The sequence below is a fragment of the Clostridium sp. J1101437_171009_A5 genome, from assembly GCF_015547905.1.
Classification (GTDB): Bacteria; Bacillota; Clostridia; order Oscillospirales; family Oscillospiraceae; genus Pseudoflavonifractor_A; species Pseudoflavonifractor_A gallinarum.
Genome location: NZ_JADMVY010000001.1, coordinates 43,973 through 68,794 on the forward strand (window position 1 = coordinate 43,973; position 24,822 = coordinate 68,794).

General features: G+C 53.0%; 39 protein-coding genes. 4 read left to right on the top strand and 35 right to left on the bottom strand.

Translation table 11 applies throughout. The features are described 5' to 3' along the window. Nucleotides 1-69: 69 nt before the first annotated feature. The 29 genes from I2C21_RS00270 to I2C21_RS00410 form a co-directional block, all read right to left on the bottom strand. Nucleotides 70-543, bottom strand: a complete 474-nt coding sequence (locus I2C21_RS00270; RefSeq protein ID WP_172697889.1) for a hypothetical protein — start codon at nt 541-543, stop codon at nt 70-72. A 21-nt stretch (nt 544-564) separates the two neighbouring features. Beyond that, nucleotides 565-909: a hypothetical protein gene (locus tag I2C21_RS00275; protein WP_195278208.1), complete on the bottom strand. Its 345-nt coding sequence runs from the start codon at nt 907-909 to the stop codon at nt 565-567. Between the two features lie 10 nt (nt 910-919). Beyond that, on the bottom strand, nt 920-2,197 hold the full coding sequence (locus tag I2C21_RS00280; protein WP_195278209.1) for a ParB/RepB/Spo0J family partition protein: 1,278 nt from the start codon (nt 2,195-2,197) through the stop codon (nt 920-922). A 239-nt stretch (nt 2,198-2,436) separates the two neighbouring features. Then, a complete protein-coding gene (locus tag I2C21_RS00285) occupies nt 2,437-3,207 on the bottom strand; it encodes a ParA family protein (RefSeq protein ID WP_195278210.1) in 771 nt (256 codons plus the stop codon). A 45-nt stretch (nt 3,208-3,252) separates the two neighbouring features. Beyond that, nucleotides 3,253-3,495 (bottom strand): hypothetical protein, encoded by a 243-nt coding sequence (locus I2C21_RS00290; RefSeq protein WP_195278211.1) that lies wholly within the window; start codon nt 3,493-3,495, stop codon nt 3,253-3,255. A gap of 30 nt (nt 3,496-3,525) precedes the next feature. Next, the gene (locus I2C21_RS00295; RefSeq protein WP_195278212.1) at nt 3,526-3,879 is read right to left on the bottom strand and encodes a hypothetical protein; all 354 of its coding nucleotides are present in this window, start codon (nt 3,877-3,879) and stop codon (nt 3,526-3,528) included. Continuing rightward, nucleotides 3,876-4,541, bottom strand: a complete 666-nt coding sequence (locus I2C21_RS00300; RefSeq protein ID WP_195278213.1) for a hypothetical protein — start codon at nt 4,539-4,541, stop codon at nt 3,876-3,878. Before I2C21_RS00300 ends, I2C21_RS00295 begins: the two co-directional genes overlap by 4 nt. Beyond that, nucleotides 4,538-4,723, bottom strand: coding sequence for a hypothetical protein (locus tag I2C21_RS00305; protein WP_195278214.1), 186 nt, complete (start codon nt 4,721-4,723; stop codon nt 4,538-4,540). Before I2C21_RS00305 ends, I2C21_RS00300 begins: the two co-directional genes overlap by 4 nt. A gap of 28 nt (nt 4,724-4,751) precedes the next feature. Next, nucleotides 4,752-5,222 carry a hypothetical protein gene (locus I2C21_RS00310; protein WP_195278215.1) on the bottom strand — a complete coding sequence of 157 codons (471 nt, stop codon included), beginning with the start codon at nt 5,220-5,222 and terminating at the stop codon, nt 4,752-4,754. A gap of 6 nt (nt 5,223-5,228) precedes the next feature. Continuing rightward, on the bottom strand, nt 5,229-5,684 hold the full coding sequence (locus I2C21_RS00315) for a DNA N-6-adenine-methyltransferase (RefSeq protein WP_195278216.1): 456 nt from the start codon (nt 5,682-5,684) through the stop codon (nt 5,229-5,231). Further along, nucleotides 5,681-5,917, bottom strand: a complete 237-nt coding sequence (locus I2C21_RS00320) for a hypothetical protein (protein ID WP_195278217.1) — start codon at nt 5,915-5,917, stop codon at nt 5,681-5,683. Before I2C21_RS00320 ends, I2C21_RS00315 begins: the two co-directional genes overlap by 4 nt. A 9-nt stretch (nt 5,918-5,926) precedes the next feature. Then, the gene (locus tag I2C21_RS00325; protein WP_286167175.1) at nt 5,927-6,403 is read right to left on the bottom strand and encodes an adenine-specific DNA methylase; all 477 of its coding nucleotides are present in this window, start codon (nt 6,401-6,403) and stop codon (nt 5,927-5,929) included. Between the two features lie 20 nt (nt 6,404-6,423). Then, nucleotides 6,424-6,588, bottom strand: coding sequence for a hypothetical protein (locus I2C21_RS00330; protein WP_195278219.1), 165 nt, complete (start codon nt 6,586-6,588; stop codon nt 6,424-6,426). Between the two features lie 79 nt (nt 6,589-6,667). Continuing rightward, complete coding sequence (locus I2C21_RS00335) at nt 6,668-6,964, bottom strand: hypothetical protein (RefSeq protein ID WP_195278220.1); 297 nt, start codon at nt 6,962-6,964, stop codon at nt 6,668-6,670. A gap of 117 nt (nt 6,965-7,081) precedes the next feature. After that, on the bottom strand, nt 7,082-7,654 hold the full coding sequence (locus tag I2C21_RS00340) for a Holliday junction resolvase RecU (protein WP_353654768.1): 573 nt from the start codon (nt 7,652-7,654) through the stop codon (nt 7,082-7,084). Nucleotides 7,655-7,997: 343 nt separating this feature from the next. Further along, entirely contained in the window at nt 7,998-8,903 is a 906-nt protein-coding gene (locus I2C21_RS00345) for a radical SAM protein (protein WP_195278221.1), read from the bottom strand. A gap of 49 nt (nt 8,904-8,952) precedes the next feature. Beyond that, nucleotides 8,953-9,090 (bottom strand): hypothetical protein, encoded by a 138-nt coding sequence (locus I2C21_RS00350; RefSeq protein ID WP_195278222.1) that lies wholly within the window; start codon nt 9,088-9,090, stop codon nt 8,953-8,955. A 253-nt stretch (nt 9,091-9,343) separates the two neighbouring features. Further along, nucleotides 9,344-10,162, bottom strand: coding sequence for a hypothetical protein (locus I2C21_RS00355; RefSeq protein ID WP_195278223.1), 819 nt, complete (start codon nt 10,160-10,162; stop codon nt 9,344-9,346). Between the two features lie 487 nt (nt 10,163-10,649). After that, nucleotides 10,650-11,327 carry a mucin-5AC gene (locus I2C21_RS00360; protein ID WP_195278224.1) on the bottom strand — a complete coding sequence of 226 codons (678 nt, stop codon included), beginning with the start codon at nt 11,325-11,327 and terminating at the stop codon, nt 10,650-10,652. After that, nucleotides 11,311-11,634 (bottom strand): hypothetical protein, encoded by a 324-nt coding sequence (locus I2C21_RS00365; RefSeq protein ID WP_195278225.1) that lies wholly within the window; start codon nt 11,632-11,634, stop codon nt 11,311-11,313. Before I2C21_RS00365 ends, I2C21_RS00360 begins: the two co-directional genes overlap by 17 nt. Continuing rightward, nucleotides 11,631-11,828: a hypothetical protein gene (locus I2C21_RS00370; RefSeq protein WP_195278226.1), complete on the bottom strand. Its 198-nt coding sequence runs from the start codon at nt 11,826-11,828 to the stop codon at nt 11,631-11,633. Before I2C21_RS00370 ends, I2C21_RS00365 begins: the two co-directional genes overlap by 4 nt. Continuing rightward, nucleotides 11,797-12,039: a hypothetical protein gene (locus I2C21_RS00375; protein WP_207730551.1), complete on the bottom strand. Its 243-nt coding sequence runs from the start codon at nt 12,037-12,039 to the stop codon at nt 11,797-11,799. The genes I2C21_RS00370 and I2C21_RS00375 overlap by 32 nt, the downstream gene beginning before the upstream one ends. Before the next feature lie 162 nt (nt 12,040-12,201). Beyond that, the gene (locus I2C21_RS00380) at nt 12,202-12,345 is read right to left on the bottom strand and encodes a hypothetical protein (RefSeq protein ID WP_195278228.1); all 144 of its coding nucleotides are present in this window, start codon (nt 12,343-12,345) and stop codon (nt 12,202-12,204) included. Between the two features lie 128 nt (nt 12,346-12,473). Next, nucleotides 12,474-12,653 (bottom strand): hypothetical protein, encoded by a 180-nt coding sequence (locus tag I2C21_RS00385; RefSeq protein ID WP_172697872.1) that lies wholly within the window; start codon nt 12,651-12,653, stop codon nt 12,474-12,476. A gap of 4 nt (nt 12,654-12,657) precedes the next feature. Then, the gene (locus I2C21_RS00390) at nt 12,658-13,044 is read right to left on the bottom strand and encodes a hypothetical protein (protein ID WP_195278229.1); all 387 of its coding nucleotides are present in this window, start codon (nt 13,042-13,044) and stop codon (nt 12,658-12,660) included. Beyond that, nucleotides 13,041-13,271: a hypothetical protein gene (locus I2C21_RS00395; RefSeq protein ID WP_172697870.1), complete on the bottom strand. Its 231-nt coding sequence runs from the start codon at nt 13,269-13,271 to the stop codon at nt 13,041-13,043. The genes I2C21_RS00390 and I2C21_RS00395 overlap by 4 nt, the downstream gene beginning before the upstream one ends. Next, nucleotides 13,261-13,539, bottom strand: a complete 279-nt coding sequence (locus I2C21_RS00400) for a helix-turn-helix domain-containing protein (RefSeq protein WP_319638413.1) — start codon at nt 13,537-13,539, stop codon at nt 13,261-13,263. The genes I2C21_RS00395 and I2C21_RS00400 overlap by 11 nt, the downstream gene beginning before the upstream one ends. 65 nt (nt 13,540-13,604) lie before the next feature. Then, the gene (locus I2C21_RS00405; RefSeq protein WP_195278230.1) at nt 13,605-14,414 is read right to left on the bottom strand and encodes a hypothetical protein; all 810 of its coding nucleotides are present in this window, start codon (nt 14,412-14,414) and stop codon (nt 13,605-13,607) included. A 105-nt stretch (nt 14,415-14,519) separates the two neighbouring features. Continuing rightward, nucleotides 14,520-16,859, bottom strand: coding sequence for a hypothetical protein (locus I2C21_RS00410; protein ID WP_195278231.1), 2,340 nt, complete (start codon nt 16,857-16,859; stop codon nt 14,520-14,522). A 1,366-nt stretch (nt 16,860-18,225) separates the two neighbouring features. Between I2C21_RS00410 and I2C21_RS00415 the strand changes: the two genes are divergently transcribed. Both I2C21_RS00415 and I2C21_RS00420 read left to right on the top strand, forming a co-directional pair. Further along, on the top strand, nt 18,226-18,450 hold the full coding sequence (locus tag I2C21_RS00415) for a hypothetical protein (protein WP_195278232.1): 225 nt from the start codon (nt 18,226-18,228) through the stop codon (nt 18,448-18,450). A gap of 1 nt (nt 18,451) precedes the next feature. After that, on the top strand, nt 18,452-18,760 hold the full coding sequence (locus I2C21_RS00420; RefSeq protein ID WP_101693312.1) for a hypothetical protein: 309 nt from the start codon (nt 18,452-18,454) through the stop codon (nt 18,758-18,760). A gap of 287 nt (nt 18,761-19,047) precedes the next feature. On the opposite strand, the gene I2C21_RS00425 is transcribed toward I2C21_RS00420, so the two are convergent. Then, a complete protein-coding gene (locus tag I2C21_RS00425; protein WP_195278512.1) occupies nt 19,048-19,287 on the bottom strand; it encodes a hypothetical protein in 240 nt (79 codons plus the stop codon). Between the two features lie 93 nt (nt 19,288-19,380). On the opposite strand from I2C21_RS00425, the gene I2C21_RS17720 reads away from it, so the two are divergent. Both I2C21_RS17720 and I2C21_RS00435 read left to right on the top strand, forming a co-directional pair. Beyond that, nucleotides 19,381-19,605 (top strand): UxaA family hydrolase, encoded by a 225-nt coding sequence (locus I2C21_RS17720; RefSeq protein ID WP_252192579.1) that lies wholly within the window; start codon nt 19,381-19,383, stop codon nt 19,603-19,605. Then, complete coding sequence (locus tag I2C21_RS00435) at nt 19,602-19,901, top strand: UxaA family hydrolase (protein ID WP_286167176.1); 300 nt, start codon at nt 19,602-19,604, stop codon at nt 19,899-19,901. Before I2C21_RS17720 ends, I2C21_RS00435 begins: the two co-directional genes overlap by 4 nt. Before the next feature lie 130 nt (nt 19,902-20,031). On the opposite strand, the gene I2C21_RS00440 is transcribed toward I2C21_RS00435, so the two are convergent. The 5 genes from I2C21_RS00440 to I2C21_RS00460 are packed head-to-tail and all read right to left on the bottom strand — an operon-like array spanning nt 20,032 to nt 24,802. Beyond that, nucleotides 20,032-21,036, bottom strand: coding sequence for a xanthine dehydrogenase family protein molybdopterin-binding subunit (locus I2C21_RS00440; RefSeq protein WP_195278235.1), 1,005 nt, complete (start codon nt 21,034-21,036; stop codon nt 20,032-20,034). Next, entirely contained in the window at nt 21,033-22,334 is a 1,302-nt protein-coding gene (locus I2C21_RS00445; protein ID WP_180956876.1) for a xanthine dehydrogenase family protein molybdopterin-binding subunit, read from the bottom strand. Before I2C21_RS00445 ends, I2C21_RS00440 begins: the two co-directional genes overlap by 4 nt. Beyond that, complete coding sequence (locus I2C21_RS00450) at nt 22,327-22,827, bottom strand: (2Fe-2S)-binding protein (protein ID WP_101693336.1); 501 nt, start codon at nt 22,825-22,827, stop codon at nt 22,327-22,329. Before I2C21_RS00450 ends, I2C21_RS00445 begins: the two co-directional genes overlap by 8 nt. Before the next feature lie 14 nt (nt 22,828-22,841). Further along, nucleotides 22,842-23,723: an FAD binding domain-containing protein gene (locus I2C21_RS00455; protein ID WP_195278236.1), complete on the bottom strand. Its 882-nt coding sequence runs from the start codon at nt 23,721-23,723 to the stop codon at nt 22,842-22,844. Between the two features lie 11 nt (nt 23,724-23,734). Further along, complete coding sequence (locus I2C21_RS00460; RefSeq protein WP_101693338.1) at nt 23,735-24,802, bottom strand: MBL fold metallo-hydrolase; 1,068 nt, start codon at nt 24,800-24,802, stop codon at nt 23,735-23,737. Nucleotides 24,803-24,822 lie beyond the last annotated feature (20 nt).

A 24,822-nucleotide genomic window follows, 5' to 3' on the forward strand; every position in this document is an offset into this window, starting at 1 on the left:
GTCCGAATCGTTGTGTTCATTTTCCACAATACCAATTTTACCACGGAAAACGGGCAATGGGTGGCAATCTTATTTTTCCGGGAAGCGATAGCGCGAAATGATTTTGTTTGCGCTGAAATGCCTTGCCAGACAGTCCAGCGCGGCGGCGCGGATATTCCGGCATTGCCGCGGGCTGTAATTTACTCGCGCCGAAAGCCGTTCCCATTGTTCGCCCTCTATGTAAAACCCCTGAATCAACGCTTTTTCGGTGTAATTCAGGCATTTCAATTCTTCCGCGATCTCTGCTTTTATTTTCCCGATTTCCTCTATCTCGCGCCGCAATCGGTCAATGGTCTGTGTAACAGAACGAGGGATATTCAGCACCACACGTTCAACGGGATTTGAAGTCGTACCTTTCCCGTGCGGCATACCGTCGGAATTGACCGCCCCTAACGTCGAATAATACTGATCTTCGAGGTTCTTAATAACCCGCTCGTTCATTTTGATTGCTTTGTCTGCGTCCCTGTAATAACGCAGAATCACAATAACTTTTTCCCTGTTCACGTCCGCTTCCTCCGCTCTGCTTTAGGGCGGCTTATATATCCGCCGATAAATTCGTGTATTTTCCACCCGCCGGATTTCTGCCCGGTATCGCTGTTCGATTATCTTCGCCCGCGCCCTATTCCGCTTCCTCCGACGGACGCGCGGTTCAATGTCTATCGGCCCCAACTCTTCCGCCAGTTCACGAAATACCGCTGTCAGCTTGTCGAACGCCTCCCGAATCGCGCCCGAAATGAAGTTTAGTGCGCCCAAAATCTTTTCAGTTGCCTCTTCCACGGTAAACGTTGTTCTTTCAGCGTATTTTCTCGCGGCTTCTCTTATGCTCTCGGTCTGTTCCGCAGTAAATCCGGCCAATTCGATTTTGTCCATCTGCACGCCCTCACTCTTCCGCGGGGGAACAGATATATTCCACCGAACACAAGATTTTCAGCATCTTCCCGCAATGCGGACAATGCACAGGACCGACGGCCTGCGTCCCGAATGTGTTATATCGCGTGACCTGCCCCGCGTCGAACTTCTCACCGCAACACGGGCAAATCCCTTTCCCGACGCACCGCGTTTCTTTCTGCGGCTGTCTTTCCGCCCCCGTTTGCCCCTGCGCGTCCTCTGTTGGCTTTTCGACCCCCTCCGGGTCCATCTTCACCGCCTGCGGCTTCTGCCCGTTCTGCGCGTTCTGCGGGCTGTCTGCGGGGTGTTCCGCCCCCGGCGCTTTGTCCCATTCGATTTTCGGAGGCGGGACGGCGGAGGGAATGCAATGCGCCGCGGGCGGCGTGTGTTCGTCTCGCTCCCGGACGGGTTCAGCAGGCGGCGCGGTTTCTTCCGGTTCCTCCGGCGGCTGTTCGGCCTGCGGCGGGGGAGGGGGCGGGGCCGTCTGCGGCTTCCGCTCCCGCGCGGCCTTGATGGAGATTTCCCCGGCTCTCTGGTATTCCTCGAACGCGGCCCGCTGGTCCTCTTCCGGCAATCCCGCCAGTTCATAGGCGGTCGAAAGGTTTATGCGGTCTGCTTTCAGTTCTTCTTTGAACTCCGGGGACAGGTGGCGAATAATGGTGTCATACCGCCCAATCTGCGCCGGGCTGGTATGAAGCACTTTTGCGATAAAATCGCGGGTTCCGTCCGCCTGAACCTCGCTGTCCCCGAACACGGTTTTGACAATCCTTTGCAGGACGGCCACGAACCGCGGGCGGGTCTTTGCCTTTTCCAGCACGTCCCGCAAGTAGCGCACTTCCTCGATCTTGTCCCACGCCGTTTTCTCCCGCTGGGAGTTGGTGACAATCAGGTTCAGGCCGTCCCGGATTTCCTGATCTTCCGCCGCTTCCTCGTTCGGCTCCACGGAACAGGTGACGAATTCATATTGCGGCTTTCCATCTTCCACAAGGGCCAGCGACGCGAGGCGGCGGCGGTGGCCCGCAATGACTTTGTATTTCCCGCCGTCCAGCGGAACGACGGTCAGGTTTTGCAGAACTTTCCCGGCGATCTCGATTGCCGCTTTCAGTTCTTCAATCTCCCGCATGGAATAGAAATTATCTTCCGACGGCACAAGGTCAAAGACGCTGATTTTCTTAATCTCGCTTTCAGCGGGGCGGGGCGGGTTGTCCCCGCCCTCCGCCGCCTGCCGCGACGCATTGTTCAAAATCTGATTCAGATTGAATTTTCCCATGATGTACGCCCCTTTCTGTCCGAATCGGACGGTTTATCTGTGTACGCCAATTCGTCCGGCACCTGTAATCAGTTCGAACGCTTCCCGGCACCCGTCCGGGTCCCCGCAACCGGGCCAGAATCCCGCTCGGCAAAAGCGTTTGTCCGTCACGTCGTCCACGTCCAGCCGATCACAAATCCCGCATTGATACGCCCGTATTTTCCCGTTTTTGCAATACTCCGGGGACAACTTCTTTTCCCTCATGCCTTTCCCCTCTGCAAATATTCCCGCACGAAAGCGATATAGTCCATAGCGGTCCCGCTCCGGCGGCTGTATTCCGCAATCGGCATTTCCGAAAAGGTGCTTTCGGTGACTTTCTCCGAATACCGAATGCGGGTGTCAAATACGGGGTATTCCGGGCGGCTCCGCAACCACGCTTCGCCCTGCTTCTCTGCGTCGGCCCGGATAAAGCAAGTAATCAGGCACCCGGCCAGCCGCAAGCGCGGGTTCAAGTCGTCCCGCGTGTCCTCGATCTGTTCTTTCAGTTCGGCCAGCCCGTCGAAAGCGTACTTGTCAATCTTAATCGGAATAATCACGTCATCGGAGGCAACAAGGGCGTTTATCGTGGAAATGTTGATGTCCGGGGCGTTGTCGATAATGCAGAAGTCATATTGCCCCGCTACGGGGTCCAGCGCGGCCCGCAGACGCGTTTGCTGTGGCCGGGTGGTGTCCATCAAGACTTCCATATTTGCGCGAATCAGCGTCATGTTAGCGGGCAATACGTCGATATTCTCGAACCGGGTCTTTTTGATGACCTCCCGCACGTCCAGCCGCCGGGCGGTCAGAACGTCGGAAAGGCTCTTGTCATCGTAGGAATGGACCCCGAATGCCTTTGACGTGTTGCCCTGCTTATCGTTATCCACAAGTAAAACCCGCTTTTTGTGGAAAACCGCGAGGACGTGGGCCATGTTGTCGGCGGTCAGCGTCTTTGCCACGCCGCCTTTCAGGTTGATAATGGAGATAATTTTCATCGGTCAAACCTCCTTGTTTTATTTCTCCCGCTCGACGGCGGGGTTCTATGTGCGCCGCCGCTTCCGCCGCGGGGCTTCCTGAATCTTCACCAGCGGACCGCGCCCGTCCAACTCATACAGAAACACGGCTTCCCCGGTCTGCGCGCTGTACTGGTACACAATGTCGGTGATCGTGCGTTCCTCCGCCGGGAAGCGGAACACCAGCCCCGGCGGGTGGATTTCGCGCCCAACCGTGATTTTGTCGCCTATCTCATAGGGACATAGGGCGGAGATTTTTACTGTTTTCATGCGTTCGCCTGCTTTCTTCCTGCTCTGCGGCTATCCGAACCGCCGCTTGATGAAGTCCACGAATTCCGGCGGAAGCTGGCCGCTTTCATCCCCTGCAATCAGCATTACGCCTCCGCTTTGTGTCGCGGCTTCCCGTTGTTCCGGGCGCGGGGTCGCGGCAATATGGACCAGCTTTCCGCTGTTGTCCAGTTCATACAGGAATGTAACGGTCCCGTTCTTCACGCTATGTACGCACACAATGTCGGTGATCGTGTGGACCTCTTCGACAACCGCCGCCGGGTCAAGTCTGAACGTCTCCGCCTCTCCCGGCTTCACTCTCCGGCGGCTCTTGATTTTGTCCCCGATCTCAAAAGGGCACGTTGCGTTGAATGCCGCAAGTTTCATTGTTCTGCCTCCATTTCTCCGGGGAAATTGATGATTTCCCCGGTGCTTTCGTCTACGTTGATTCGGTACTGTGTTTTGTCTATGGCTTCCGTCGCGGGTCGGTCTATCTTCTTTTCCGCCAGCGCGCGGCTACATTGCCGGGCCAGCGCGGAAAGGTGGTAGACGAACTTTTCATTGATGACGTTATACGGCATGATGACCGCCGCAACGAAAAGCCCGGTCTTTGCGACAATGTACGTCATTCCCTGCGGGGTTTCCCGCTCGTACAACTGCACCATGTCAATTACATCTTCCAGCGGCGATAAATACTTGTTCTGAATGAACGAAATCCCGTTCCGCGTTTGCAACGGCTTCAACACGCCGCCGTCGTACACCAGTGAAAGGCTCTCTTCGTCAATCCGGTGTTCCGTCTGGTCCGTGTCGGAAAGGTTGATTCCCTCCGGCGCGCGCTGGTGACGAAATATGATCTTCTCTTGCTGTTTGGCTGAAATGTCGAACATGGAATAGATATTTTCTTCATCCATGTACGGAAGTCCTGTGATCGGGTAAATTGCGGATGAATCCCCAAGCCATTGTGAAACCTCTCCGCCGGATTCCTCCCGGTCATACAGACAGAAGATTTTCGTTTTACTGCAAAGGGAAGCGACTTTCTTTAGCTTCATGTGGGTTCACCGCCTTTCTTTTCGAGGTATTCCCGCATGACACGGACAGCCACGCGGCACGCCTCTTCCGTGGCCGCAAGCACCGCTTCCGAACCTCTGAACCCTCCGAAATACCGATAACCAAACAGGGCGGCGCGTCTTGTCTCCGGGTCAAGAATCGCTATGGCCTCTTCGATGGTCATTTTCTGTTGTTCACCCATTCCGGCTTCCTCACTTTCTGCGCCGCTTCCTGCGCTTCTTTTTTTGTGGCCGGGGCGGAGGTGTGGCCGTCTGCGGCTCCGGCACGATCTCTTCGCAAAGAACTTCGATTTCCTCCACGTCCTCCGGCTGAAAACATAGTGTCGCGCCGGGGTCGTAGGTCCCCGCGGCCCAATCCGCCTTGAACTGTTCAAGGTCGTTTTTGTATCGGGGGAACGGGTGGACCTGCTCGGAATGATAAATTGCCATCATCATTCGTTCGTCGTCCTCCGGGTTCCAGTTATGCAGGTGATAGGCTTCGTGGTTGTCGTAGTCCCAAAGGGACAGCAGGACCACCAGCCCGTCAAACTCTTCATTCGCCCGCTGAATGCTCTCGAAATCCCGGTATGTCATGCCCTGTCCGGCGTACCTCTCCCGGATTTCCTGAATGGTCTTGCCGCCCGTATGGAGGCGGCACCGAATGACTTTCGGTTGATAGGTCATGTATTTTCACCGTCGCTTTCCGTTGTAGATGACCACCATCGACGGGAACGGGGCGGGGGCGTATGCGTTGCCCTCTTCATCGGTGAAGCGTAGCCGCCCGCGCACAAACCGGATTTCCGCTTTCCCGTATATGTAGTCGTGAAAGTATGCTGTGTCTGTTCTGGCCGGAATCAGAAGAACAACCGTTGTCCCGCTCCGGGATTCTTCATAGGCTTTGCGAACCCATTTCCCGGTTTCCCGTCCGTATGGAGGGTTACACCAAACAGCACCCCCCCCCCCCCCCGCAGGATTCCAAGGACTATTCAAACCATCGGTTTCCGGCGTGTAGTACGCCGGGCATTTTGCACTTTTGGCCGTCGCCGCCGCGTCCAGCACAAACCCGAATTCATCATTCAGACGATCGAAAAAGTCTTGCGGCGTGCAATAGTCCATTTTCTTACTGCTCAATAAGGCCGCATTCATTCCGCGTCCTCCATGCCCCGCTCCTTTGCGGCTTTTACCGCCGCCGGAATATCCCCGCGGCCTGCGCCCTCAACCTCCACGCGCACAACGTCGCCCGTTCGATATACCGCAATTTTCCGGGCCGGGCTAATTGCCTTGACGATCTCCACAACAGCGCCACCCGCCGCGGCTACCAGAACCACGAACCCCAGCCAAACCCAAAAAGACGAAAAGATAAATCGCAAAAACTCCATGTCTCTTCTTCACTCCTTTTTAATTTCTACCGTGCAAATTGTGTCGTTTCTCGAACCTCCGTGCGGGACAATAAGTACCCGCTCCATCGAAAAGCCGCGTTTTGCACCGCATCCCATACTATTCCAGCCAAAACATATAACTTTTCCACCCGGCTTCACTATTCTTGCAATCTCGTTCTTCGCCTCACTCCAAAACGTCATGCGTCCACCCCACCCATCAATTCCGATTCCGTCATAGCATTCTTTTACCTGTCTTTGCGAATATGGTGGGTCATATAAAACACCATCCACTGATTTGTCCTTGAATTTTTTCAGAAAATCTATCGCCTGTAAATGATAATCCGTCGGTCGTTCAGGATTAAGATCGTTTGTTATCGTTGCAGGGCTACACTCTCCCGCGTATGGGTCAACCCACAACCCATCCGTTATTTCCTGCATGAGTAATTCTTTTATGGGCTTGATTCTGAACGTCCACTTATTAGGCATTGCCCATTGCCTTTCTATCTTCATTTGCTCTTTCCACCTTCCAATCTGTCGGCTATGTGCAAAATTCCTGTCATTGCTTCCCGAATATTCGTGTCTGTGCCTGCCGTGATGGAAAGCACCCGCGCAATGTCCCGCAATTCCTCCGCCGCGGCCACGGCCTCCGCCGCCGCGCCGGATTCTTTCATGCAGTCCGGGCAAAGTGCCAATCCCTCCGCCGTCCGCTTCCCGCACCGTTCGCACGCTTTCAGTTTCATAGCGCGCCACCTATACCGGATAGCCGAACACGACAAGGGTTCCCGTTAGCACCGCGCCGATCAGGAAGAAAAGCCACGCGGCCAGAAGAACCACAAGGGCGGTTTCCGCCCAATCCGCCGCGCGCAAGGCCCACTTCGCCGCAATCAGCGGGCCACGCCTGCGCTGTGCGGCCCGCTTCGCCTCCGGGTCCCCGCGGTTCAAGTCGTATGTATTCGCCTTTGTAGCCGCGGCCAGTTTCGGCGTGAAGTGTTTTCGCACCGTGAAGATCACCCAATAGGCGATCATAAGCAAAATTCCTGCGTTCATCGGTTTCTCTCCATTTCTCCGGCGTGGCCCCGTAGGGCCAGCATTTTTTCACGAACCAGCTTGTCAACGACGCGGCCCGGCGTTTTCTGCCCACTCATGGTCATAAGCCGTTCGAGGTTATAGGCGGTCTGCGGTGTTACCCGAACCGTTAATTTCTGTCTGTGCTGTTTCTTCATTGCTCCCGCTCCTTTCGTGCGCGTAGTCGAGGAATAGAACCGCTCCGTTGAATCGGACCCGCCACGGTTCGAGGTCCGCCGCGGTGACGTATTTTCTGCCGAATCGCTCTTTCATGTCCCGCCAGACTTCCCACGGAACAAAGAAAAAGTCATTTCCGATTCCGGCGCACACAGCGGAGATTGCGCCGTGCTGGTGGTGATGTTCCAGCGCGTCCCGCTGTTCCTGCGTTAGAATGTCCCATTTCAGGCGGTCCGTGGTGGTGTACTTCGCTTCAAAGACGATAGACCGCCCGCCCGCAAGCGTCCCTTGAAAGTCCGGCTGTGCGCGGGCCGTGAACCGCCCCTTGAAAATCCCGTCGCGGCTCTTCTCCAACACGCGGAACGGTTCAGGCGTTTTGTCAGCCGTCGCCCGCCCGCGGCTTTTATGGCCTGCTCGAAAAAATGCCCCTGCGCGTTGTTGACCTTGTTTTGGTAGCGCATGGCCGCGCGTTGGTGATCTATCTGCATCGTTTATCCCTCCGTTTTCTCCCGCTCCCGTTCGTCATGGTCTGGACAGGGGAACGGCTCTGTCCGGTAGCACTCTTCGCAACATTCGTCGCACACGGCTTCCCCGCGGCGGCGGTAGTATTCGCAAGGGTGGACCCGCTCGACGGGCTTTCCGCATATCGCGCAATTCACGGTTCCACCCCGCTTTCCAGCGCGGCCCGCCGGGTGTGGTGGTTCATTCCCCCATGTGTACGGCTCCCCGCCGCAATTATCGCGGAACAGGCACTTTCGGCAAGCATCGTCCGCCGTCCTGCCGTCGCAACATTCTTTGATAACGGCAACTGCGGCGTTCAATGCCTGCGCCTGTTCTATCAGGTTGTCGCGCTCCATTCGTGCAACCTCCGTTCTTTGTGACGCTCCAAGTATTCGCCCCAGCTTTCTTTCAGGTATGACCGCCCGTAAATAAACCGCTGTGCGAATTCTTTTTGAAGCGCGTTTGGTATGATTCCTTTTCTCTCGTTCCGCTCCGGCTGGGCGTATATGCTGATACCCTTTAGGCGTTTCAGCCGTTCCACCCGGTAGGCCGCGTTTTCCACGTCCTCCGTGACAAGCAGGTAAATAAACAGGTTATACGGCTTCTTCCCGTGGTTCCCCAGCAGTTCCGCCGCCCGCTCGATTGCTTCAATCTGCGGTATCTGGTCGCACGAAAACTGAATGAATCGAATCCACGTCAGCCGCGCCAGTATTCCCGCTATGTGGTCATCGACCAACCGCGCGTCCATGCCTTGATTTAGGTCTATCGCGTACCCGCTCCCGATCATGCTTTCAAGCTGGGAAACCCCGTATTCGGAAGCAAGAATGTTGTTGTCCATCAAAACAAGTTTGTTCGTGTCAGGGCGCACAATCTGTTTCCATTCCCTGTACGGCTTTATTCCGCCCTCTTTTTCCGGGACTACGCACCACGGGCAATGATTCGGACAACCGCGGGTCAAATAGCCTATTGCGTAATCACACTCCGGGTAAATGCTGTAATCAGGAAAGGCCGCGTCGATCTCCGGCGGCAACTTCTGGTTTAGCGGTATGTCGTCATATCCTGTCCCGCCGCGTATTGTGTCCGGCGGCAAGTACAGGTTTTCCGGCGTGAAGTCAAAGACTTTGCTTGAATACACCCGGTCATAATGGCACATAGGGGACCACCATTCGACGGAATCCCCGCGGGCTTTGTGGTATGCCGAAATCTTCATCAAGGCATAGTTCGGAAAGGTCTTGTGCTTCATGTACTCCTGTTCCGCGTCGTGAAGTCCTATCCGCATAGCGCACCCCGCTTCACAACTCCACAATTCCGCCGATGTTGTCCACGTCTGCCCGTGTGACGCTCCGGCGTTTCAGAATTCCCGCAATCACGGTTCCGTACTTTTCCCAGCGCGCCGACACAAGAATGAAATACCGCAATTCCGGGTTCATCGTTGCCTGAATTTTCAATGCCCCCAAAAATCCGGTCGTCAATCTCCGTTTTCAAGGGATAGACGGCAATTCTTCCTGTGTCCTTGTCAATTTCGCGGCAAATCGCCATAAGGCGCATAGGCTTCCGCGGCTCTTGCTCCGGGCGGCGCGTCTCCCGCTCGGACCGCCTGCAATCGCATAGTTCGCCCGCGTCCAAATGCGCCCCGCAATTCGGGCATTCCCGGTAAGGCGTTCCCATGTTGACCGCTCCTTTCTATTCTTTCTTCCTCAATTTCAGGTATATTGACCAACCCGTGAAATCGTTGTATTTGTACTCAATCCCGTAATCTTCGTCCGTCAGGGTCCAGCCGGGATATTTCTTTTCCCAAAACTCCCGCCCCGGACTTTCCCGCGCCCACTTCTCAATCTGCCGCCGATTGTACTTCCCGTCATTCGTTCGGCTGGTGGGGCGTTCAAGGTTCTGCGAGGAAGTCCACCGCTTCTTCCCGCCGCTTTGCTTCACAAGGTAGACACAAAGGGCGGCTATGCCGTTTTCATCGGCTTGCAGGCGGTCAGCGTTGCAAAATCCGATTCGATCGCCTTTCTTCTGGCCCTTGCGTTTTCGCTTCCTCCACAGCTCTTCCACCACGTCACGGTCTAACCCGCCGTTCATAACGATATGGTGATGAATACGAACGGGTGTGTCGCTGTTTCGTTTGGTGGTGTATGACGTGATCAGCAGATATTTCAGCGGCGGCAATCCCTCTTTCTCCCTGCGGTATGAAATCCGGCGGAGGTAGTTTGTCGCTTCCCGTTCCGCGTCCTCCACCGTGGCCGGAAGATATTTCGGGCTGTATGTAGCCGATACATGAAGCGCGTCCGGGTCGTCCCCGAAATTCAGGTTTCCAAGCTGGATAAAATATCGCCGGGCGTTTATGTCGTTCAGGTTCTTTTGCTTTGGCTCCGATTCTCGCACTTTCTTCGAGCGGGTCCGCCTTGTGGCTCTGTACTGCGCGTCTGTGTACTGGAATATGTCAACTTCCCGGTAACTCTTTCCGCAATAGATTTTCTTTTCTCTGATAAATGTTCGCACTTTGCTTCACCCTCTTTCTGCGGATGATGAAGCGGGCGTGTCCTGTCTTTCCGGTCTGCTCCCCGTCAGGGCGCAAAGGGGGAAGAGGGTTCCTATCCTGCGCCCCCTCCCTCTTCCCCCTTTGCAATCCCCCTTTACCCTCGGCGGCGCAAAAAGAGAAAGTGAAGAGGGAAGAGGACGTGGAGTAGGACCGCTGAACCCGTGCTTTCTTCCTGTCTGCGTAACAAGGCTTCGTCGGAATGATAATACCCATTACAAGCCCGCTACGCCGCATAAAAACGGCGTTGTTTCTTGACTTTTCCGCCGCTTTTTGCTATACTTTCGTTAGGTTGATAGATGATATATTTTCATCGGCGGAATCCGCTTCGCGTTGCTTTGCAGAACAACGCGGGGCGGTTTTTCTTATGTACTTTTTGCGGCGGCGGGGAGGGGTTTACCCCTCCGCCGCCTTTTTGTCTGCCTCTTCCTGCGCGATCTCTTCCGCGTCCTACTTTGACTGGAACAGGGCGGCAACCACCGCGCCCAGCGCGTCGCCCCACAAATAGGGCGGATAATCGTTCAGCGTGGACATGAGCGCGTCCACGGCTTCCAGCTTCATTTCTTCACGGCGCGCGGCCTGCTCTTCTTCGTCGTCCTCTCCGGGGATAGATACCAAGATTACAGATTTCGGATAGCAAAGCGGGCGAACGCCCCCGTTGCCGTAGTACGCGTCGTTCCAGTTCATCGCGCCGGAGGAATAGACGTTGCGGACGTAGTACGAGTTCGACGCGTCACACGTCCACGGGGTCAGGTTCCAGCACCATTCGTCCACGGGCGGGGTGATCTCCCGATACTTGCGGCAAAGCGCGTCGGACCGCAAAGCGATCTTGTCCGTGGCGGTTCCGTAATCGGTCATTCCGTCGTCGGCGGTCAAGTCGCTTTCCCAATCAAGGAACGCGGCCCGGTCCGCGCCCTCCGCAACCAATGCGTCGAGGAACGCCCCGTTCAGTTCCCGGCGCAAAGAGGATTTCCGCCAGTCGTTGCAGTTCTCTTCATCGAACGCCCGGAGAAAAACAGGCTCCGCCGCCAGACAAAGCGTTCCCGCGCCGATGTCCTCGAATTTGACCCATTCCACGCCGCCATACATGAAGCGGTCGCCCGGTTTCAGTTCAGCAAGTTTTTTCATGGTCCTTTTCCTCCCGAAAAATAGATTTGATTTCCTTGATATAGTCCCGCACCGTTGCGGAAATTGTGTAGTAGAACACGGGGAGGAAGAGGGCGAAAACTTCGCCGCCGATCGCCTTATATCCCCGTTCTGTCAGGGCGTAGGCCGCACCCGCTCGAAACAGCAGGACCCCGGCCACGGTCAGGGCCGCATATTTCGCCACGGTCCAGCCGTTCAGCCGGACGCGCCGCCGGGTGTTCTTCTGGCTCCGCCGCCGCGGGCGGGCTTGTCCCGCTCCAATGGTGATTGTTCTGATTTCCTGCGTCATGGTGTCGCCTCTTTCCCGAATCTGAACCCGGCCTTGAATGCTTCTATGCACTCTTTAGCAATCAGGTCTTTCAATCTGCCGTACTCCAAATAGTCGTTGTAACTTCCGCCCCGCAGGTACGCCGGGCGCGCTCCGATTTCCTCCATGTCTGCGATCAGACTTTTAACCCGTTCGTTCAGTTCTTCCTGGGTCATCTTCTCCCGCTCCTTTTGGCAACGTGATTCGGTCTGCCGCCGCGATTGCAACGGCGCGCCCGTTCCGGTCCAGCAGTTCGCCTTGCACGTGAAGTCCTTTCCCGTCCGGGGTCTTTCGGTAAATCACCGCCGTTATTTTCTGATAGGTAATACCGCCGAACGCAACCGGGCGTTCATCCAGAAAAGCCCGCTTCAATTCATTCACTGTCACGGCGCGCACCGCCTTTCCGGGAAATCTCGTATTCTGCCCCGTAGCGGCGGCGTTTGCACCGCCAACAGGTGATTTTCAGGTTCTTTCCGCCAGCTATGCGGGTTATGTCGTGCTTCCCGGCCTTTTTTAGTTCGAGGAAGCAGGGCAAGCAGAATTGACGCTTCACAGCTTCACCCCCTCTTTGATTTTCAAATAGAATTCCTCCGGGGTCATGTCCGCCGGAACGGTCAAACTGATTGCGTGGAACTGCTTACGGCATTTCGTACATTCCCGCCGCTCGATTGCCCCCACGGTCCAGATATTCACACTTCCGCCGTGGCCGGGGTAAAGTCCGATTTCTCCGCAACGGGGACAAACAACACGCAAGCCATTTTTCACGATCTCGCCGGATTCTCCGTAAATCACGCCGTTTGTGGCCTCTCGCGCTACGTTCTTCATTCCGGTTCCCTCTCGATCACTTCACAATCCCCGGCGCGGATTCCCAAATAGTTCCCGCCGTGGTGGATGAAATAGACTGTTTCGCCGTCCCCGGTCGTCGATACCCCTTGCACGTAGAAAATCCGGCCTTTCTCAACAAGCGGAATTTTTGTATCGCGGGTGATTCGGATTTTCACGCCGTCACCCTCTTTCCCAAATCCGCTTGACTTCTTCGCAACAGTAGTCCGCCCCGTTGGTTAGCACCCAATCTTTCAGATCGTCCCGCTGGGCGCGCTTGCAATGCCGTTCCAGCGCGTCGAAATCGTCTTGCAGGGTGTCCGGGTTAAGGAATTTCAGGGTTTGCCCCGTAGCGAACGCCAGTTCAGCCGAAACCACAATGCACCCTGTTCCGTCGTAGGTGTCCGGGTGAATGCGAATGAACAGGTTCCCCAACCTCATTTTGAAGTAGCCGGGCATTGCGGTTTCTTCTTTTGTCAGGCCCTTTGTGGTCCCGAATTCCTGCATTGCCACGGCGCGGGCTTTCGTGGCCGTCAGTTTCACGCCGCCGGGGTATTCTTTTTTCTTCATGGTTCCGCCTCCGCCGCCATAGCTTCAAGCCCTAACCACCAGCCCGGACTATTCCGTTTGTCCTCATAAGGACAAGGGCTTCCGTCGTCACAACTGACTTTCCCGCACCCGGCGCAATAGTTCCGCTGGAATTCTTCGTCCCACGGCCCTTCCAAAATCGGCAAGGCCCGCAAGAACGCGGCCAACGTCTCCGGGTTTTTGGTGATCGCTTCAAAATTAGTTGCCAACTCGCACGCCCCCTTTAGCATTCGCCGCGGCGGGCTTCCCGCGCCGCTTGAAATTCTCCTGAACTCTCTGTTGTGCAAGAACGGGGTTGTATTCCCGCCGCTGGTTGCGGTCAAGTTCTCCCGTTTCGCCGCGCTTCAATTCGCGGTAGACCGTCGCCGTTGTCACGCCAAGCCCTGCGGCAATGTCGGCCACGCGGTCCCCGTTCAGGTATCGGGCGGCGATTTGCTCCCGGTCCCGAAAGTCTATGTATCTGTACTGCCGCACCACATTTCACCCCCGTTCTGTTTCTGCTTCCCGCAGGCGCGGTGGTGGTACGCCGCGCCTGCGGCCTTTCATTCGTAAACTTGATAAATCTCGCCGTTTTTCATCAGCCACGCCCGCCCCGAACAGTTAAAGCGGATGAAGTTCCAGTCCGTCGCGTCATAGTACGGGGTCCCGATGATTTTTACCCGGCTTGCCTCGAACCCGAATTCCTCGCAAACTTCAATCCGCGCGGCCTCTTCGGTGATCTCTTCGGAACAGTTATTGACCACCCATTTCTCGCGGCCCACTTGATACGCAATAACCGCTTCCGGTCTATTCACGCACCATCTGTAATGCGCGTACTGCATAACGTCGCCCGCAGTCAGCCGCCCCGCGTTTACGTGTTCCATGACCGCCTCGTAAAGCCCCGACGCGTCAACCAGTTTCCCGCGGCTCATAACCTCCGCCGCGAACTCTTCTTCTGTCAGGGTGATTCCGTGTTGTGCTTTCCACGCCCGGTCATAGCCAGCTTTTAGCGCGTCGCTCGAATCGTACAAATATCCGTTATCCAGCACGAATTTTTCAAACGGTTTCAGATTTGCGAAATCCGCCGTTTCCCTGATTTTCTCGGCCAGCAAGTCACCATATCCGGGAACTGCCCCCACATTCTCCGGGAGGCCCGCCCGCTCGTTTTCATCGTAAATCCGGCTATCCGGGTGCTTGTCGCTCCAAAACTCAATGCACCCGCCGTCGTTCACCTCGTAGAACGTCCCGTTCTCTTCCGTCGTGTAGGTCTTTCGGATTACGTTCCCCTCCAAGGTGGACATTTCCTTGTACTGAACTCCACCGATGATTTCCGCTTTCGCGGCCTCGTACTCTTCAAAAGAAACGTGCGTCATGTCGGTTCCTCCCTTGTATTTCTGGCTCTGTTATGGTAAAAAAAATAAATGCGATAGAACTTTCACCCGTCGTTCGACGTGGTGTTTGTTCTTTCGCATTTAATATTACAAGGCGCGAGTAAAAGATATTACATTCATTTCTGAAATCAATTTATTGACCAATTTGTTTGCTGCTGTTTGATAAGCCGCTGAAAATGCTGTGTGTTCAGAAAGACCCCTTATAACATCTGCAGCCGCTTGGAGGTCGCCGGAACATATGCATTGTTCCATCTCGTCTGGCTCTATGATCATATGAACTTCACAATCGCGTTTTGCCATCCAAAATAGCGCATATCCAAATGACGACTTATCCTCATCTGTTTGTGGCAGCAGACTTGGATGACGACAGTTTTTAACGAAATAGTCTGTTGCTTGATAATCTATGGTTAGTGATGTAAGTGAATTCTTTATTTCATCAATAGCACTTTGTAGCGCTTCCTTGTCTTTGAATATCGAAAATTCTTTCATGGTGTCCACAATAATTTCATTACAATGATAGACACCAGAAAGGTCAAGTGGTAGAAAACAAAGCCATCCCTTACCGCGCTTCTTAATTAAATCCTGGATAGCCGCCATATTACAATCAACATAGCGTTTTGCATCTAACCAAAGCATAGTTTTTATTACGCTCGCAAATCCAATCCAATCGGTAAATTTGCATTGAGAAAGTTGATGCAACTCATCTAAATTGCAGGGTTGATGAGAAAAGTAATCCATCAAAATAACTCGTATATTCTTAGACTCCACACAAGGTACTGTCTTGAAAACTATATCTTTCTCAGTCGTACCAGTTTGTGCGCAGATGGTATCAAATACAATTTGCGCACGAACCGGATGAAGAGCTTCAATCTTGTTCTCATCAATAACTCTAATAAGATACTCATCTTTTAACCGTTGTATGGCTGACTGCATAGTCGTGCAATGGATCTCCTTTTTTGCTGATAGGAAATCTACATTGGCACCTAAACGGCCGGCATAACATACCAACTGTAACAATTCCAACCAATCATCGGATACTTTCTCTTTTATGAGCGCATCAATTTGATACTGTAGGCGAGCTGTCAAAGTTTGATTGTTTGAAAGCAAGTATACAAATTCAATTAAGGGCCCTCCACCGCCGAAGGCAATCCATGCTTCTTCAAATGTTCTATAAATTGGGTGTGGTCTTTCACTTGTAAAAATATTATAAATATTCTCTGCTTCATCCTTTGAAAGCGCTAATTCAACCACATCGTATTTAATAGCTTTTCCATTCAATGGGGTGGCATTATAGTCTTCATCACGAATTGAAACCAAAACAGGTATCCCTAATCCACGAGTCTGTAATTCTTGAATCAGAAATGCCCATAGCATTTCTCCCGGTTGCACATCAATATAAATAATAAGATTTTCATTATGCTTTCCAAGTCCATCTAGTGCAGCCACAAGGTTTTGGGCTTGCGTTTCCGTAGCGATTGTGCGGACACAAAATACGCATCCTTCCGGATATGTATCAAGCAAATAACGGTAGCATAAAGCGGATTTTCCTTGACCTGAAACTCCTTTAATTACTGCTACGCCGTTTTTCTCAATGGCAAATTGAATCTTTTTTAACCAGTAGCCTCGTTTGACATCCACACCGCTTCGAATATGTGATGGATGGACAGAAACCCCTTGTGAAAACTCATTCTGAAGCTGCTCTTGGCTGGTATTAAGTTTCAGTTCACTCAAGCATACGAGAGACTTATTATATTCTTTGTAAAAACCATCAATAGCAGAAATACTTACTCCAATTTCATGGATTTTGTCTTTCCACATTGCTAAAGTTGTATAGCCTTTACTGTTGGATAACCTAGAAATGTATTGCACTAATAATTCTTGAGCCAGTTCAGGTGCTGGCATTACAGGTACATAACTTCGGATCTGTTCTTTTAGGTTCTCTTTGAGTTCCTTAAGGCCAACTTTTTCAAATTTCAGGGAATTGATTAACCAAGCGGCGTCTTCGGCTGACAGTTTATGTTTTTCTTTCAACCGATTAGCCAATATCATTTTTACTTCTTTGTTGTCGTTGGCGACTTCTTGAAACTCTGCACCCAACCTCCCAAAATAAACAATCTTTACACCGGAAAAGGATTTATCTATGGCGTGTAAACTACACATCCGATTAAAAAAGCCCTCTCCACCCTTAGATGTTTTAATAGAAGCAAGGCTTGAAAGTGTTAGATCGGAAGATATATTTTTAACTTGAACAGCCTCAATAACAGATCCATCTTTTTTTATAACCAGATCTTCGATATCTTCGGGGTAATATTCGTAACCGTCTTCATCCGCAAGCAATCTATAAGCAATATATAAAGTTTGAGATGAAAAACCTTTCCATGCAGCCTGAGCACCAATATCTGATTTTGTAAAATTCGGATTACTCATCTCTTACCTCCTTAAAGCAAAGCCGCGCAGATGCCCCATCAAAAGGACATCTCTATATCTATTGTTAAATTACCAAAATAGTGTGCTATCGCCTTCAGTTTAAATAAACTTATATTATTTTCTGATTTATTATATCATTTCCCTCTTTTTCCCACAACGCAAGAGTCAAAGGAGGCAAAAATATCTCTGCCAAGAAAAATGAAAGCAATTTACCGATTCTCAATCGTAGTCAATAAAGATAGCGTCATTATCAGGCCTTATGCAATGATTACACTCCTATCTTTGTCTAAAAAGGCGAATTTGGGCGTTTATACTACATAGAAACGATCTTCATATAGGAAATTTACTACCCCTATACACGGAAACCATCACGGCGTTTCTTGCTCATTTTGAACCATAATTTCTACACCTTTAAAAGGGGAAGAAAAATAGTGTGGGCAAGGATGCCTCCGCCACCTTGAAACGCTGCTTGTAAAGCTTTAGTAGTGTTGTCCTATGCCCGCTTCAACATCTCTTCTAATCTAAAAGTAGGTCCTCGATAGTTCTTTGGCCCCGTATCCAATCCTGTCTAGTCCAATTGACACCTATGGGGACTTGATAGGATAGGATTTGATCCTTTTGTACTTGATGAATCTGTATTTCTTTTATCTTTATTTAATTGCGGCCGGTTTTCCAGACATGGGTTATCCATATCCGGTTTTCCCGTATCTGGACAAGCCGTATTCGGATCGTCCACATACGTTTGAGCCGTTTGGTGAGATGGAGCGTCACATAGATGACATATTTTCGTAGATTTAAAAAAGTGTTGTTTTCTGAGAAAAAAGCTACTTCTGTGCCACTTTGACACGCTGGGTGATAAATCACCCATGTCCCATTTCTAACGGGCAATACAAAAAGAAAAAAGAGGCTTTTTCAACCCAAATCAGTACATTTATTTGAGACATTATGAAAGGGCGGCTGCTTCAAAATAGCCGCCCCAAAGTAGAGGGATATACAAGATAATTTTCTGTTTGGATGTCCATAAACCTTGATATTACTGGGGTTTTCAAAAAGTTCTGTATCACCACTCATACCATCGGAGTATCCTTCGTGGTACTCCGATTTTTTATTTTCCAAATTGTCCGGATTTTCCCAAGTCCTATAATTACACTCGGACCATCGGAGTATCCTTCGGGGTACTCCGATTTTTATTTTCCAAATTGTTCTGTGATATTTGTACGGAAATGTGCAACTTTTTGCTTATTTCCCCTTATTTGTGAAGAATGTTGTACTATAAACGATGTTTCGGTACAATACAAAAGGGTGCAGGACTACCAAGCTGGGTCAAATGGACGCACCATTCAGAGGGCGAAACCCACTGTGAAGAGTGCTTGATGCTGGATGGCTGCAAGCAGAGATAGAACGGCAAGCGAGGGAACGTTATGTCTCTGGGCAATATGAGCTTGGAAAGCTAAATATGTTTGGACAAAGAATCAATATCAGAGTAACTATTCCAAAGAAAGATGGCTTTGGCGATGTTTCTTTTGTCACAGGTTGGATGGTAAAACCCAACGGGCAGATAAAACTGAATACGCCATACGGAGGTAAATAATATGACATACATGGACAATGTAGAAGTTATCGTCGAAAAGGAAAAGTACACAAGAGATGGCGTTCATAAAGGTATGCAAGGGTGGATCACTGAACCAGAAAACATCAACGGATATTGGTTGGTTAATTTTCCTCAGTGCGGTGAAAAGAATGATATTGCTACAATTCCCGTCAGGGAAGAAGATATGAAAGTGGTGAAAATCCTTGATGCACGCATGAACGAGCAAATCAAGGCGCAATTTGAAAAAGAAGCCGATCAGGCAAAAACATTTGCCGAAAAGCTGGATGATCTTTCTAATTATCGTATCTAATGGGATAAAAACCTCTTGCTTGCTACGCTAAAACCATTGATATGACTGGATTTTTCCAAGTCCTATAATTACACTCCGATTTTTTATTTTTTAGATTGTTCTGTGATGGTTGTAAAGACCCAATTGGTATAAAATATTCTATCTCTATCCTATCCAAACATTGCAATTAAACTTTGAACGGACGCTCCCAATAGAGCGTCCGTTCATCTTTTATAAAACATATCTGCTGTGCATGTCATCCAGATCTTATCTTCCCGCATTGATAGCAAATTGGAATGGAAAAAATATCAAATGCGCAACCCATTCTTCTGTTTGGAAGAACTTCCTTCGTCCGCACGAAATTTTAACTCCAGCTCCCGACTCAGGCGGTACAAGGTAACAATCGCCACTGCCGCCAGGATAACCTCTGCTGTAAGTTGGGCATAGGCCAGACCAAAAAGAGTCCAAAACAGGTTCCAAATAAACAAAGCAGGAATCTCCAACACAATTTTCCGCAGAATTGCAAAACTCAGTGCCCGTTTCCCCATACCACGCGCCTGAAATACAGTATTCGCCGCGGCGATTCAAAGAAGATAGCGGCAGCAAAAAACGCAGAAAAGACCGCAGCCTTTGCCTGCACCATGGTTCAAACGACCGCACAGCTGGAGCGCCAGGCAGTCCCCTTTTCCAAGCTGACAGTTGGGCTGGAATGTGGCGGGTTAGATGCTCTCTCAGACATCACGGCCAATCCGGCAAACAGCGAAATTTGCCGTGAAATCTGTGATTTGATCGATCTGGGCGAAAAATCCCCTGTTGTTCCGGTCTATCGATTATGGATGGGCCAGGCTTTGACACAGAGTCCATGACCGGCCTGGTAGCGGGTGGCGCTCAGATCTGTATCTTTCGTACCGGCCATGGAACTCCGATTGGCCATCCATGCTGTCCCGTAGTAAAAGTGGCAAGCAACAGCAAGGTTTTCCATGCGATGCCCGGGGATATGGATATTAACGCTGGTGAAATTCCGGAGGGAAAAACGCTGGAAGAGGTTGGCGAACAGATCATCTCTCTCATCCAGGCAGTTGTAAACGGCCAAGAGACTGCTGCTGAACAGAATCTTCAGGGTGGTATTGGGGGAATGTATGCATTCTCCCGCTCCTTCTAAATTTTCTATTTTCTAAACATATAAGCAGACACCTTATCCCTATCCCTAATATGGACAGCAATACACCCCAGAACGACGTCTTCCGCAGAAGGCATCTGTCCTGGGGTGTATCATCCGGGCAAGATGGAAATTATTTGGACTTTTTCTCCTTAATCAAACGCAGCACCTTCTCCGGGGTGGCAGGAAGGCTGTCCACCACCACCCCAACTGCGTCATAGATGGCATTGACGATGGCCGGGGACTGGGTGTCTACCACCATCTCGCCGCAGCCCTTTGCTCCGTAAGGACCATTGGGGTCGTAGTTCTCATAAAAAGAGGTGGCACTATGCTGGGGCATATCCATAAAAGTAGGGATAATATAGTCGGTAAAGCTGTCAGCATAGGGCTCCATACGCTCCGGGAAACGGGGGGCCAAATCCTCAAAGAGCGCCATACCAATTCCCTGGATATTGCCTCCGTCAGCCTGGGCCTCGGCCTGGAGAGGATTGATCACCGTGCCCATGTCATAACAGTTGTACAGGTTGATTACCCGTACCACCCCGGTCTCGTCATCCACCTCCACATCGGCCACGCAGGAGCCGTAGGCCATGATTTTACTGGGCAGAGTAGCTCCTGTCTCCGGATCACGCGGCGGGGCGGGCTCGGGAAGGTATCCCCCGGTCCCCATGAGAAATACCCCGCCATAGTTGCTGGCCGCCCCTATCTCCGCCAGAGTCATTCCCTTTTCCGGCTGGGTGGTGATAAACGTCCGGCCCTTCTCATAGGACATCTCCGCAGCAGGCACGCCCAGCTTCTCCCCCACGAAAGTCTTAAGCTTTCCTATCAGATCGTCGGCAGCCGCCAGGATGGCATTGCCCACGATGACGGTAGAGCGGGTACCTGCCGTATCCATGCTGAAGGCGGCGGTATCAGAGTTCGTATTATCAAAATTAATTTGCCCGGGCTCAATTTCCAGCCGCTCAGCGGTAATCTGGACCACTACATTTTTGAGACCCTGCCCCATCTCACAGGAGGCATTCGACACGTCGATGGTGCCGTCGGGCTTGATCCGCAGGGAGACCAGATCCGGATCTCCGCCCCCATTGAATCCAGAGGGATAGTAGATGGTGGAGATCCCCCGTCCTGTCCGAATCATTTTTCCACCTCCTTGGAGCTCATCGTCCGGTACTGCTCTTCCAGGGAGATGCCCGCCAGGTCAGCTACCCCTTGGAGCGTCTCTATGGTGGACACTGCCCGCAGCCGGTTGCCCACATGGCTGATGTCATCCTCGTGGAAGGCATTGATAAACCGGATAGCCATGGGAGATATTCCTACTGCACGGGCGTCCCGATCCAGTTGAACCTGCTCGGCAAACTGGCCCACATTGACTCCGAATCCCCGGCGGGATCCGCTGGGCAGCTTGTTGGTAAACACCATATGGGTGTCTACTGCCAGGTTCTCAATCAGGTTCGCTCCCGCCACCAGGTTTGCATTCTTCTCGGCGGCATAAAGGCCCAGTTCGGTAAAGGCTCCGCAGTCGTGGATAACCTCCACATGCCGGGCAGTGATCTTTCCATCCCTGCGCACACCGTCCTTGATCTTGAAAATCCAGGGGGTGGAAATCGTGGTGAACATCATCTCCTCGGCCCGTGTGAGCGTGTAGCGCACCGGTTTGCCCGTCTTGAGGGCCAGCAGGCCAGCGATATGGTCAGTGGCCACACTGTTGCCCGAGCCGAAGCTACCACCAATGGTATTGCCAATGAACTTCAGCTTATTCATGGGAAGCTGAAACACATTAGCCAGGTCGCCCATGACAAAGTAAACACCCTGTGTCTTGCTGTAGAGCACCAGCTTACCGCTTTCGTCTACATAGGCCAGTGTGGAGCAGCACTCCAGCGGGGCATGCTCCTCGCAGGGCGTGGTGTAGCGCCCCTCCACAATGACATCGGCTTCGGCAAAGCCCTTCTCAATATCTCCCCGGCGGACACGCCGCACCGGCGAGGTCCCGTCAAAGAGGTGAACATTGCCTTCCGGCCGGATCTGGGGGGCATCAGGCTCCATGGCCTTCTCCGGGTCAAAGACAGGTTCTAGCTCCTCGTACTCTACCTTAATCTTGGCCAAGGCATCCAAGGCAGCTTCCTTGCTCACCGCTGCCACTGCTGCCACCGGCTGCCCCCGATAGCGGGTGATCTCCTCGGCCAGCACATGGTTGTCAGGTACCATGGCAAAACGATTGTAGGGCACGTCCTCCCGCGTGATGACCCCGTACACCCCGGGCATCCGTTTTGCCTGGGTCACATCCAGCGAGACAATGCGGGCACGGTGATAGGGACAGCGCAATACCTTGCAGGTCAGCGTGCCGGGCATGGTCACGTCGCTGACATAGATCGTGCGGCCAGTTACGTGGCCCAGGCCGTCATAACGTGGGATAGGCTTACCGATGGCATTAAACATCCTGCTCCCTCCCTTCGGGCAGCGGACCGTACTCGCCATTTGCCACAGCCAGCACCGCCTGGGCGTATTTCTCATAGGAGCCGCAGCGACACAGGTTGCCGCTCAGTGCCTCCTTGATTTCCTCCAGCGTGGGATGGGGATTGCGATGCAGGAAGGCATCGGCGGCCATCACCATGCCGGGTGTGCAGTATCCGCACTGGGGCGCGCCTTTTTCATAGAAAGCCTGCTGGATCGGGTGGAGCCCCTGGCTGGGGGTGATGCCGTCCAAAGTAACTACTTCACGGCCCTGGACTGTCATGGCCAGAACCAGGCAGCTCTTTACCGCTTGGTTGTCCAGATGGACCGTGCAGGCGCCGCAGTCCCCATGGTTACAGCCGCACTTGGGGCTGGTCAGGCCGATCTCGTCCCGGAGCATCTCCAGCAGGGTGGCTTCGGGCTTTACCGCCACCTCCACGGGGATGCCGTTCAACACAAAGGATACCATCTGTTTCATGTCCGTTTCCTCCCTTATGCCTGATCGGCCATGCCGGCGGCGGCCAGGATAGCCCGCCGAACCAACACCGGCGCGGTCTCCATCCGATACCAGGCGGTAGAGCGGATGTCATCAATGGGCGAGAGCGCTTGGTTGACCAATCCAGCCGCCCTTTCCACAGCTGCATCGTCCAAGGGCTTCCCCACCAAGGCCTGGGCCGCCGCCTCACACAGTTTGACGGTAGGGGCAGCACTGCCCACGGCGATCCGTGCAGCGGTACACACGCCGCCCGACTGTTCAATGTAGGCCGCAGCATTGACCACAGAGAGCGTTTCGGCCGCCCGGCGCCCCAGCTTTTGGAAATTAGCATGGCCCGTGCCGGGAAAGACCGTAATCTGGGTGAGAACCTCATCCGCCGCTGCCACCGTTTTGCCCAGACCGGTAAAGAACTCGGCCAGGGGCACCTTCCGCTCACCGGACGGGCCCCGAAGGGTGAGCTGGGCACCCAGCACCAACAGAGCAGGTAAAGTATCCGCCGCCGGAGAGGCATTCATGATGTTCCCTCCCAAGGTGGCTGTATTGCGCACCGCAAAGCCAGCCATGAGGTCGGCAGCCTGGCACAGCACAGGGATTTTATCCCGCAGCAGAGTGCTGTCCTGGATCTGAGTGATGGTGGTCATGGCACCAATGCAGATGGCCTCTCCCTCCTCCCGGATACCGCCCAGCCCAAGTTTGGCCAGGGAGATCAGGGCCATGGGCGGCTTCTCCTCATAGGGGATCTGATCCCGCTCCATATTGATCCGGGGTACCAGGTCGGTGCCGCCAGCCAGGAACTTGATCTGAGCTCCCTGCTGGGCGGACACCGTTTCAAAGAGGGCCTGGAAGTCATCCGGTGCAAAGAACCGGTATTCTCTCATGGCATTTCCTCCTATTTCTTGGCAAAGACCGACTTGCTAAAATCGTAGTTCTCGCTGCCATCGGGATAGCGGTAGCGTCCCTTGTCCTTGTCGGCGGGGTAGTTGAATCGTCCGCCGCAGCGCATGATCATCGTCTTGATCTCGGGAGTATTCTCACTGACAATACGCTCAAACTGCTTGACCAGCAGTTCCGGGTCCCCGGCGGTATTGGCCCAGTTATCGTAGTGATCGGGGATAAGTACTTTAGCCTGGAGGATCTGACCCACCCGGGCGCAGTCGTAGGGAGTCATCTTGTCGGTGGCACCGGGGGCGTTGGAACCCATGTCGAAAATCGCCACATCGATGTCATACTTGTCCCGGATGGCCACATAGCCGTCATGGTACCAAGTGTCACCCATGAAGAGAATGTTGCCCGCGCTGGTCTTGAAGAGGTAGCAGCAGGCCGCCTGCTCAAAGGGCAGCAGCACATCCCCCTCGCCAGTCTTAATGGCTGTCTGGTCATAGCAGATGAGGAATTCCACCTCGGCTCCCTTTACCTTCACGCTCTCCCCTACCTTGGCCAGAACGATTCGGTCATCCGGCACACCGAAGCCCTTGAGCTTCTCCACTGCCGTAGGCGGGCCGTAGAAGGGCGCATTGGTGGTCTGGAGGGCAGCCTTGACTGCATACAGGTCGCAGTGATCCTGATGGGCATGCGTACAGAATACTCCGTCCAGCTGATTGAACCGCCAGGGGTCAATCACCTGAGGATTGAGGCGGATCCAGTTGATGGAATCAGCCCCCGATTGCTTGCACACTCCGCAGTAATAGAGCTCGGTGTACATGGATGGTCCACAGTACTGGTCGATGAAGAAGATACCCCCCTCATCCGTCTTGAGCACCCAGGAGGGGCCGCCGCACCACCACAGGCTTACCTGTCCCTTGGGCACCTGATAGGATTCAATCTCCTGGTTGAGGAAGGTCCCCCACTCAGGGAAGCTGTCTTCCAGCCACTGGGTCCGGTCGATGGGGTGATCCTGGTTGACATAGGCACCAGAGATGATGCCCCGTCCGTCACTCTTCGGTACGTTGTTTGCCATAGTAACTCAGCTTCCTTTCT

Bases quoted from the DNA above. Each gene is read 5' to 3' on its own strand.
- I2C21_RS00275 (WP_195278208.1), bottom strand. From the start codon at position 909: ATGGACAAAATCGAATTGGCCGGATTTACTGCGGAACAGACCGAGAGC.
- I2C21_RS00280 (WP_195278209.1), bottom strand. From the start codon at position 2,197: ATGGGAAAATTCAATCTGAATCAGATTTTGAACAATGCGTCGCGGCAG.
- I2C21_RS00285 (WP_195278210.1), bottom strand. From the start codon at position 3,207: ATGAAAATTATCTCCATTATCAACCTGAAAGGCGGCGTGGCAAAGACG.
- I2C21_RS00290 (WP_195278211.1), bottom strand. From the start codon at position 3,495: ATGAAAACAGTAAAAATCTCCGCCCTATGTCCCTATGAGATAGGCGAC.
- I2C21_RS00295 (WP_195278212.1), bottom strand. From the start codon at position 3,879: ATGAAACTTGCGGCATTCAACGCAACGTGCCCTTTTGAGATCGGGGAC.
- I2C21_RS00300 (WP_195278213.1), bottom strand. From the start codon at position 4,541: ATGAAGCTAAAGAAAGTCGCTTCCCTTTGCAGTAAAACGAAAATCTTC.
- I2C21_RS00305 (WP_195278214.1), bottom strand. From the start codon at position 4,723: ATGACCATCGAAGAGGCCATAGCGATTCTTGACCCGGAGACAAGACGC.
- I2C21_RS00310 (WP_195278215.1), bottom strand. From the start codon at position 5,222: ATGACCTATCAACCGAAAGTCATTCGGTGCCGCCTCCATACGGGCGGC.
- I2C21_RS00315 (WP_195278216.1), bottom strand. From the start codon at position 5,684: ATGAATGCGGCCTTATTGAGCAGTAAGAAAATGGACTATTGCACGCCG.
- I2C21_RS00320 (WP_195278217.1), bottom strand. From the start codon at position 5,917: ATGGAGTTTTTGCGATTTATCTTTTCGTCTTTTTGGGTTTGGCTGGGG.
- I2C21_RS00325 (WP_286167175.1), bottom strand. From the start codon at position 6,403: ATGCCTAATAAGTGGACGTTCAGAATCAAGCCCATAAAAGAATTACTC.
- I2C21_RS00330 (WP_195278219.1), bottom strand. From the start codon at position 6,588: ATGAAAGAATCCGGCGCGGCGGCGGAGGCCGTGGCCGCGGCGGAGGAA.
- I2C21_RS00335 (WP_195278220.1), bottom strand. From the start codon at position 6,964: ATGAACGCAGGAATTTTGCTTATGATCGCCTATTGGGTGATCTTCACG.
- I2C21_RS00345 (WP_195278221.1), bottom strand. From the start codon at position 8,903: ATGAAGCACAAGACCTTTCCGAACTATGCCTTGATGAAGATTTCGGCA.
- I2C21_RS00350 (WP_195278222.1), bottom strand. From the start codon at position 9,090: ATGAACCCGGAATTGCGGTATTTCATTCTTGTGTCGGCGCGCTGGGAA.
- I2C21_RS00360 (WP_195278224.1), bottom strand. From the start codon at position 11,327: ATGAAAAAACTTGCTGAACTGAAACCGGGCGACCGCTTCATGTATGGC.
- I2C21_RS00365 (WP_195278225.1), bottom strand. From the start codon at position 11,634: ATGACGCAGGAAATCAGAACAATCACCATTGGAGCGGGACAAGCCCGC.
- I2C21_RS00370 (WP_195278226.1), bottom strand. From the start codon at position 11,828: ATGACCCAGGAAGAACTGAACGAACGGGTTAAAAGTCTGATCGCAGAC.
- I2C21_RS00390 (WP_195278229.1), bottom strand. From the start codon at position 13,044: ATGAAGAAAAAAGAATACCCCGGCGGCGTGAAACTGACGGCCACGAAA.
- I2C21_RS00405 (WP_195278230.1), bottom strand. From the start codon at position 14,414: ATGACGCACGTTTCTTTTGAAGAGTACGAGGCCGCGAAAGCGGAAATC.
- I2C21_RS00410 (WP_195278231.1), bottom strand. From the start codon at position 16,859: ATGAGTAATCCGAATTTTACAAAATCAGATATTGGTGCTCAGGCTGCA.
- I2C21_RS00420 (WP_101693312.1), top strand. From the start codon at position 18,452: ATGACATACATGGACAATGTAGAAGTTATCGTCGAAAAGGAAAAGTAC.
- I2C21_RS00425 (WP_195278512.1), bottom strand. From the start codon at position 19,287: ATGGGGAAACGGGCACTGAGTTTTGCAATTCTGCGGAAAATTGTGTTG.
- I2C21_RS17720 (WP_252192579.1), top strand. From the start codon at position 19,381: ATGGTTCAAACGACCGCACAGCTGGAGCGCCAGGCAGTCCCCTTTTCC.
- I2C21_RS00435 (WP_286167176.1), top strand. From the start codon at position 19,602: ATGACCGGCCTGGTAGCGGGTGGCGCTCAGATCTGTATCTTTCGTACC.
- I2C21_RS00440 (WP_195278235.1), bottom strand. From the start codon at position 21,036: ATGATTCGGACAGGACGGGGGATCTCCACCATCTACTATCCCTCTGGA.
- I2C21_RS00445 (WP_180956876.1), bottom strand. From the start codon at position 22,334: ATGTTTAATGCCATCGGTAAGCCTATCCCACGTTATGACGGCCTGGGC.
- I2C21_RS00450 (WP_101693336.1), bottom strand. From the start codon at position 22,827: ATGAAACAGATGGTATCCTTTGTGTTGAACGGCATCCCCGTGGAGGTG.
- I2C21_RS00455 (WP_195278236.1), bottom strand. From the start codon at position 23,723: ATGAGAGAATACCGGTTCTTTGCACCGGATGACTTCCAGGCCCTCTTT.
- I2C21_RS00460 (WP_101693338.1), bottom strand. From the start codon at position 24,802: ATGGCAAACAACGTACCGAAGAGTGACGGACGGGGCATCATCTCTGGT.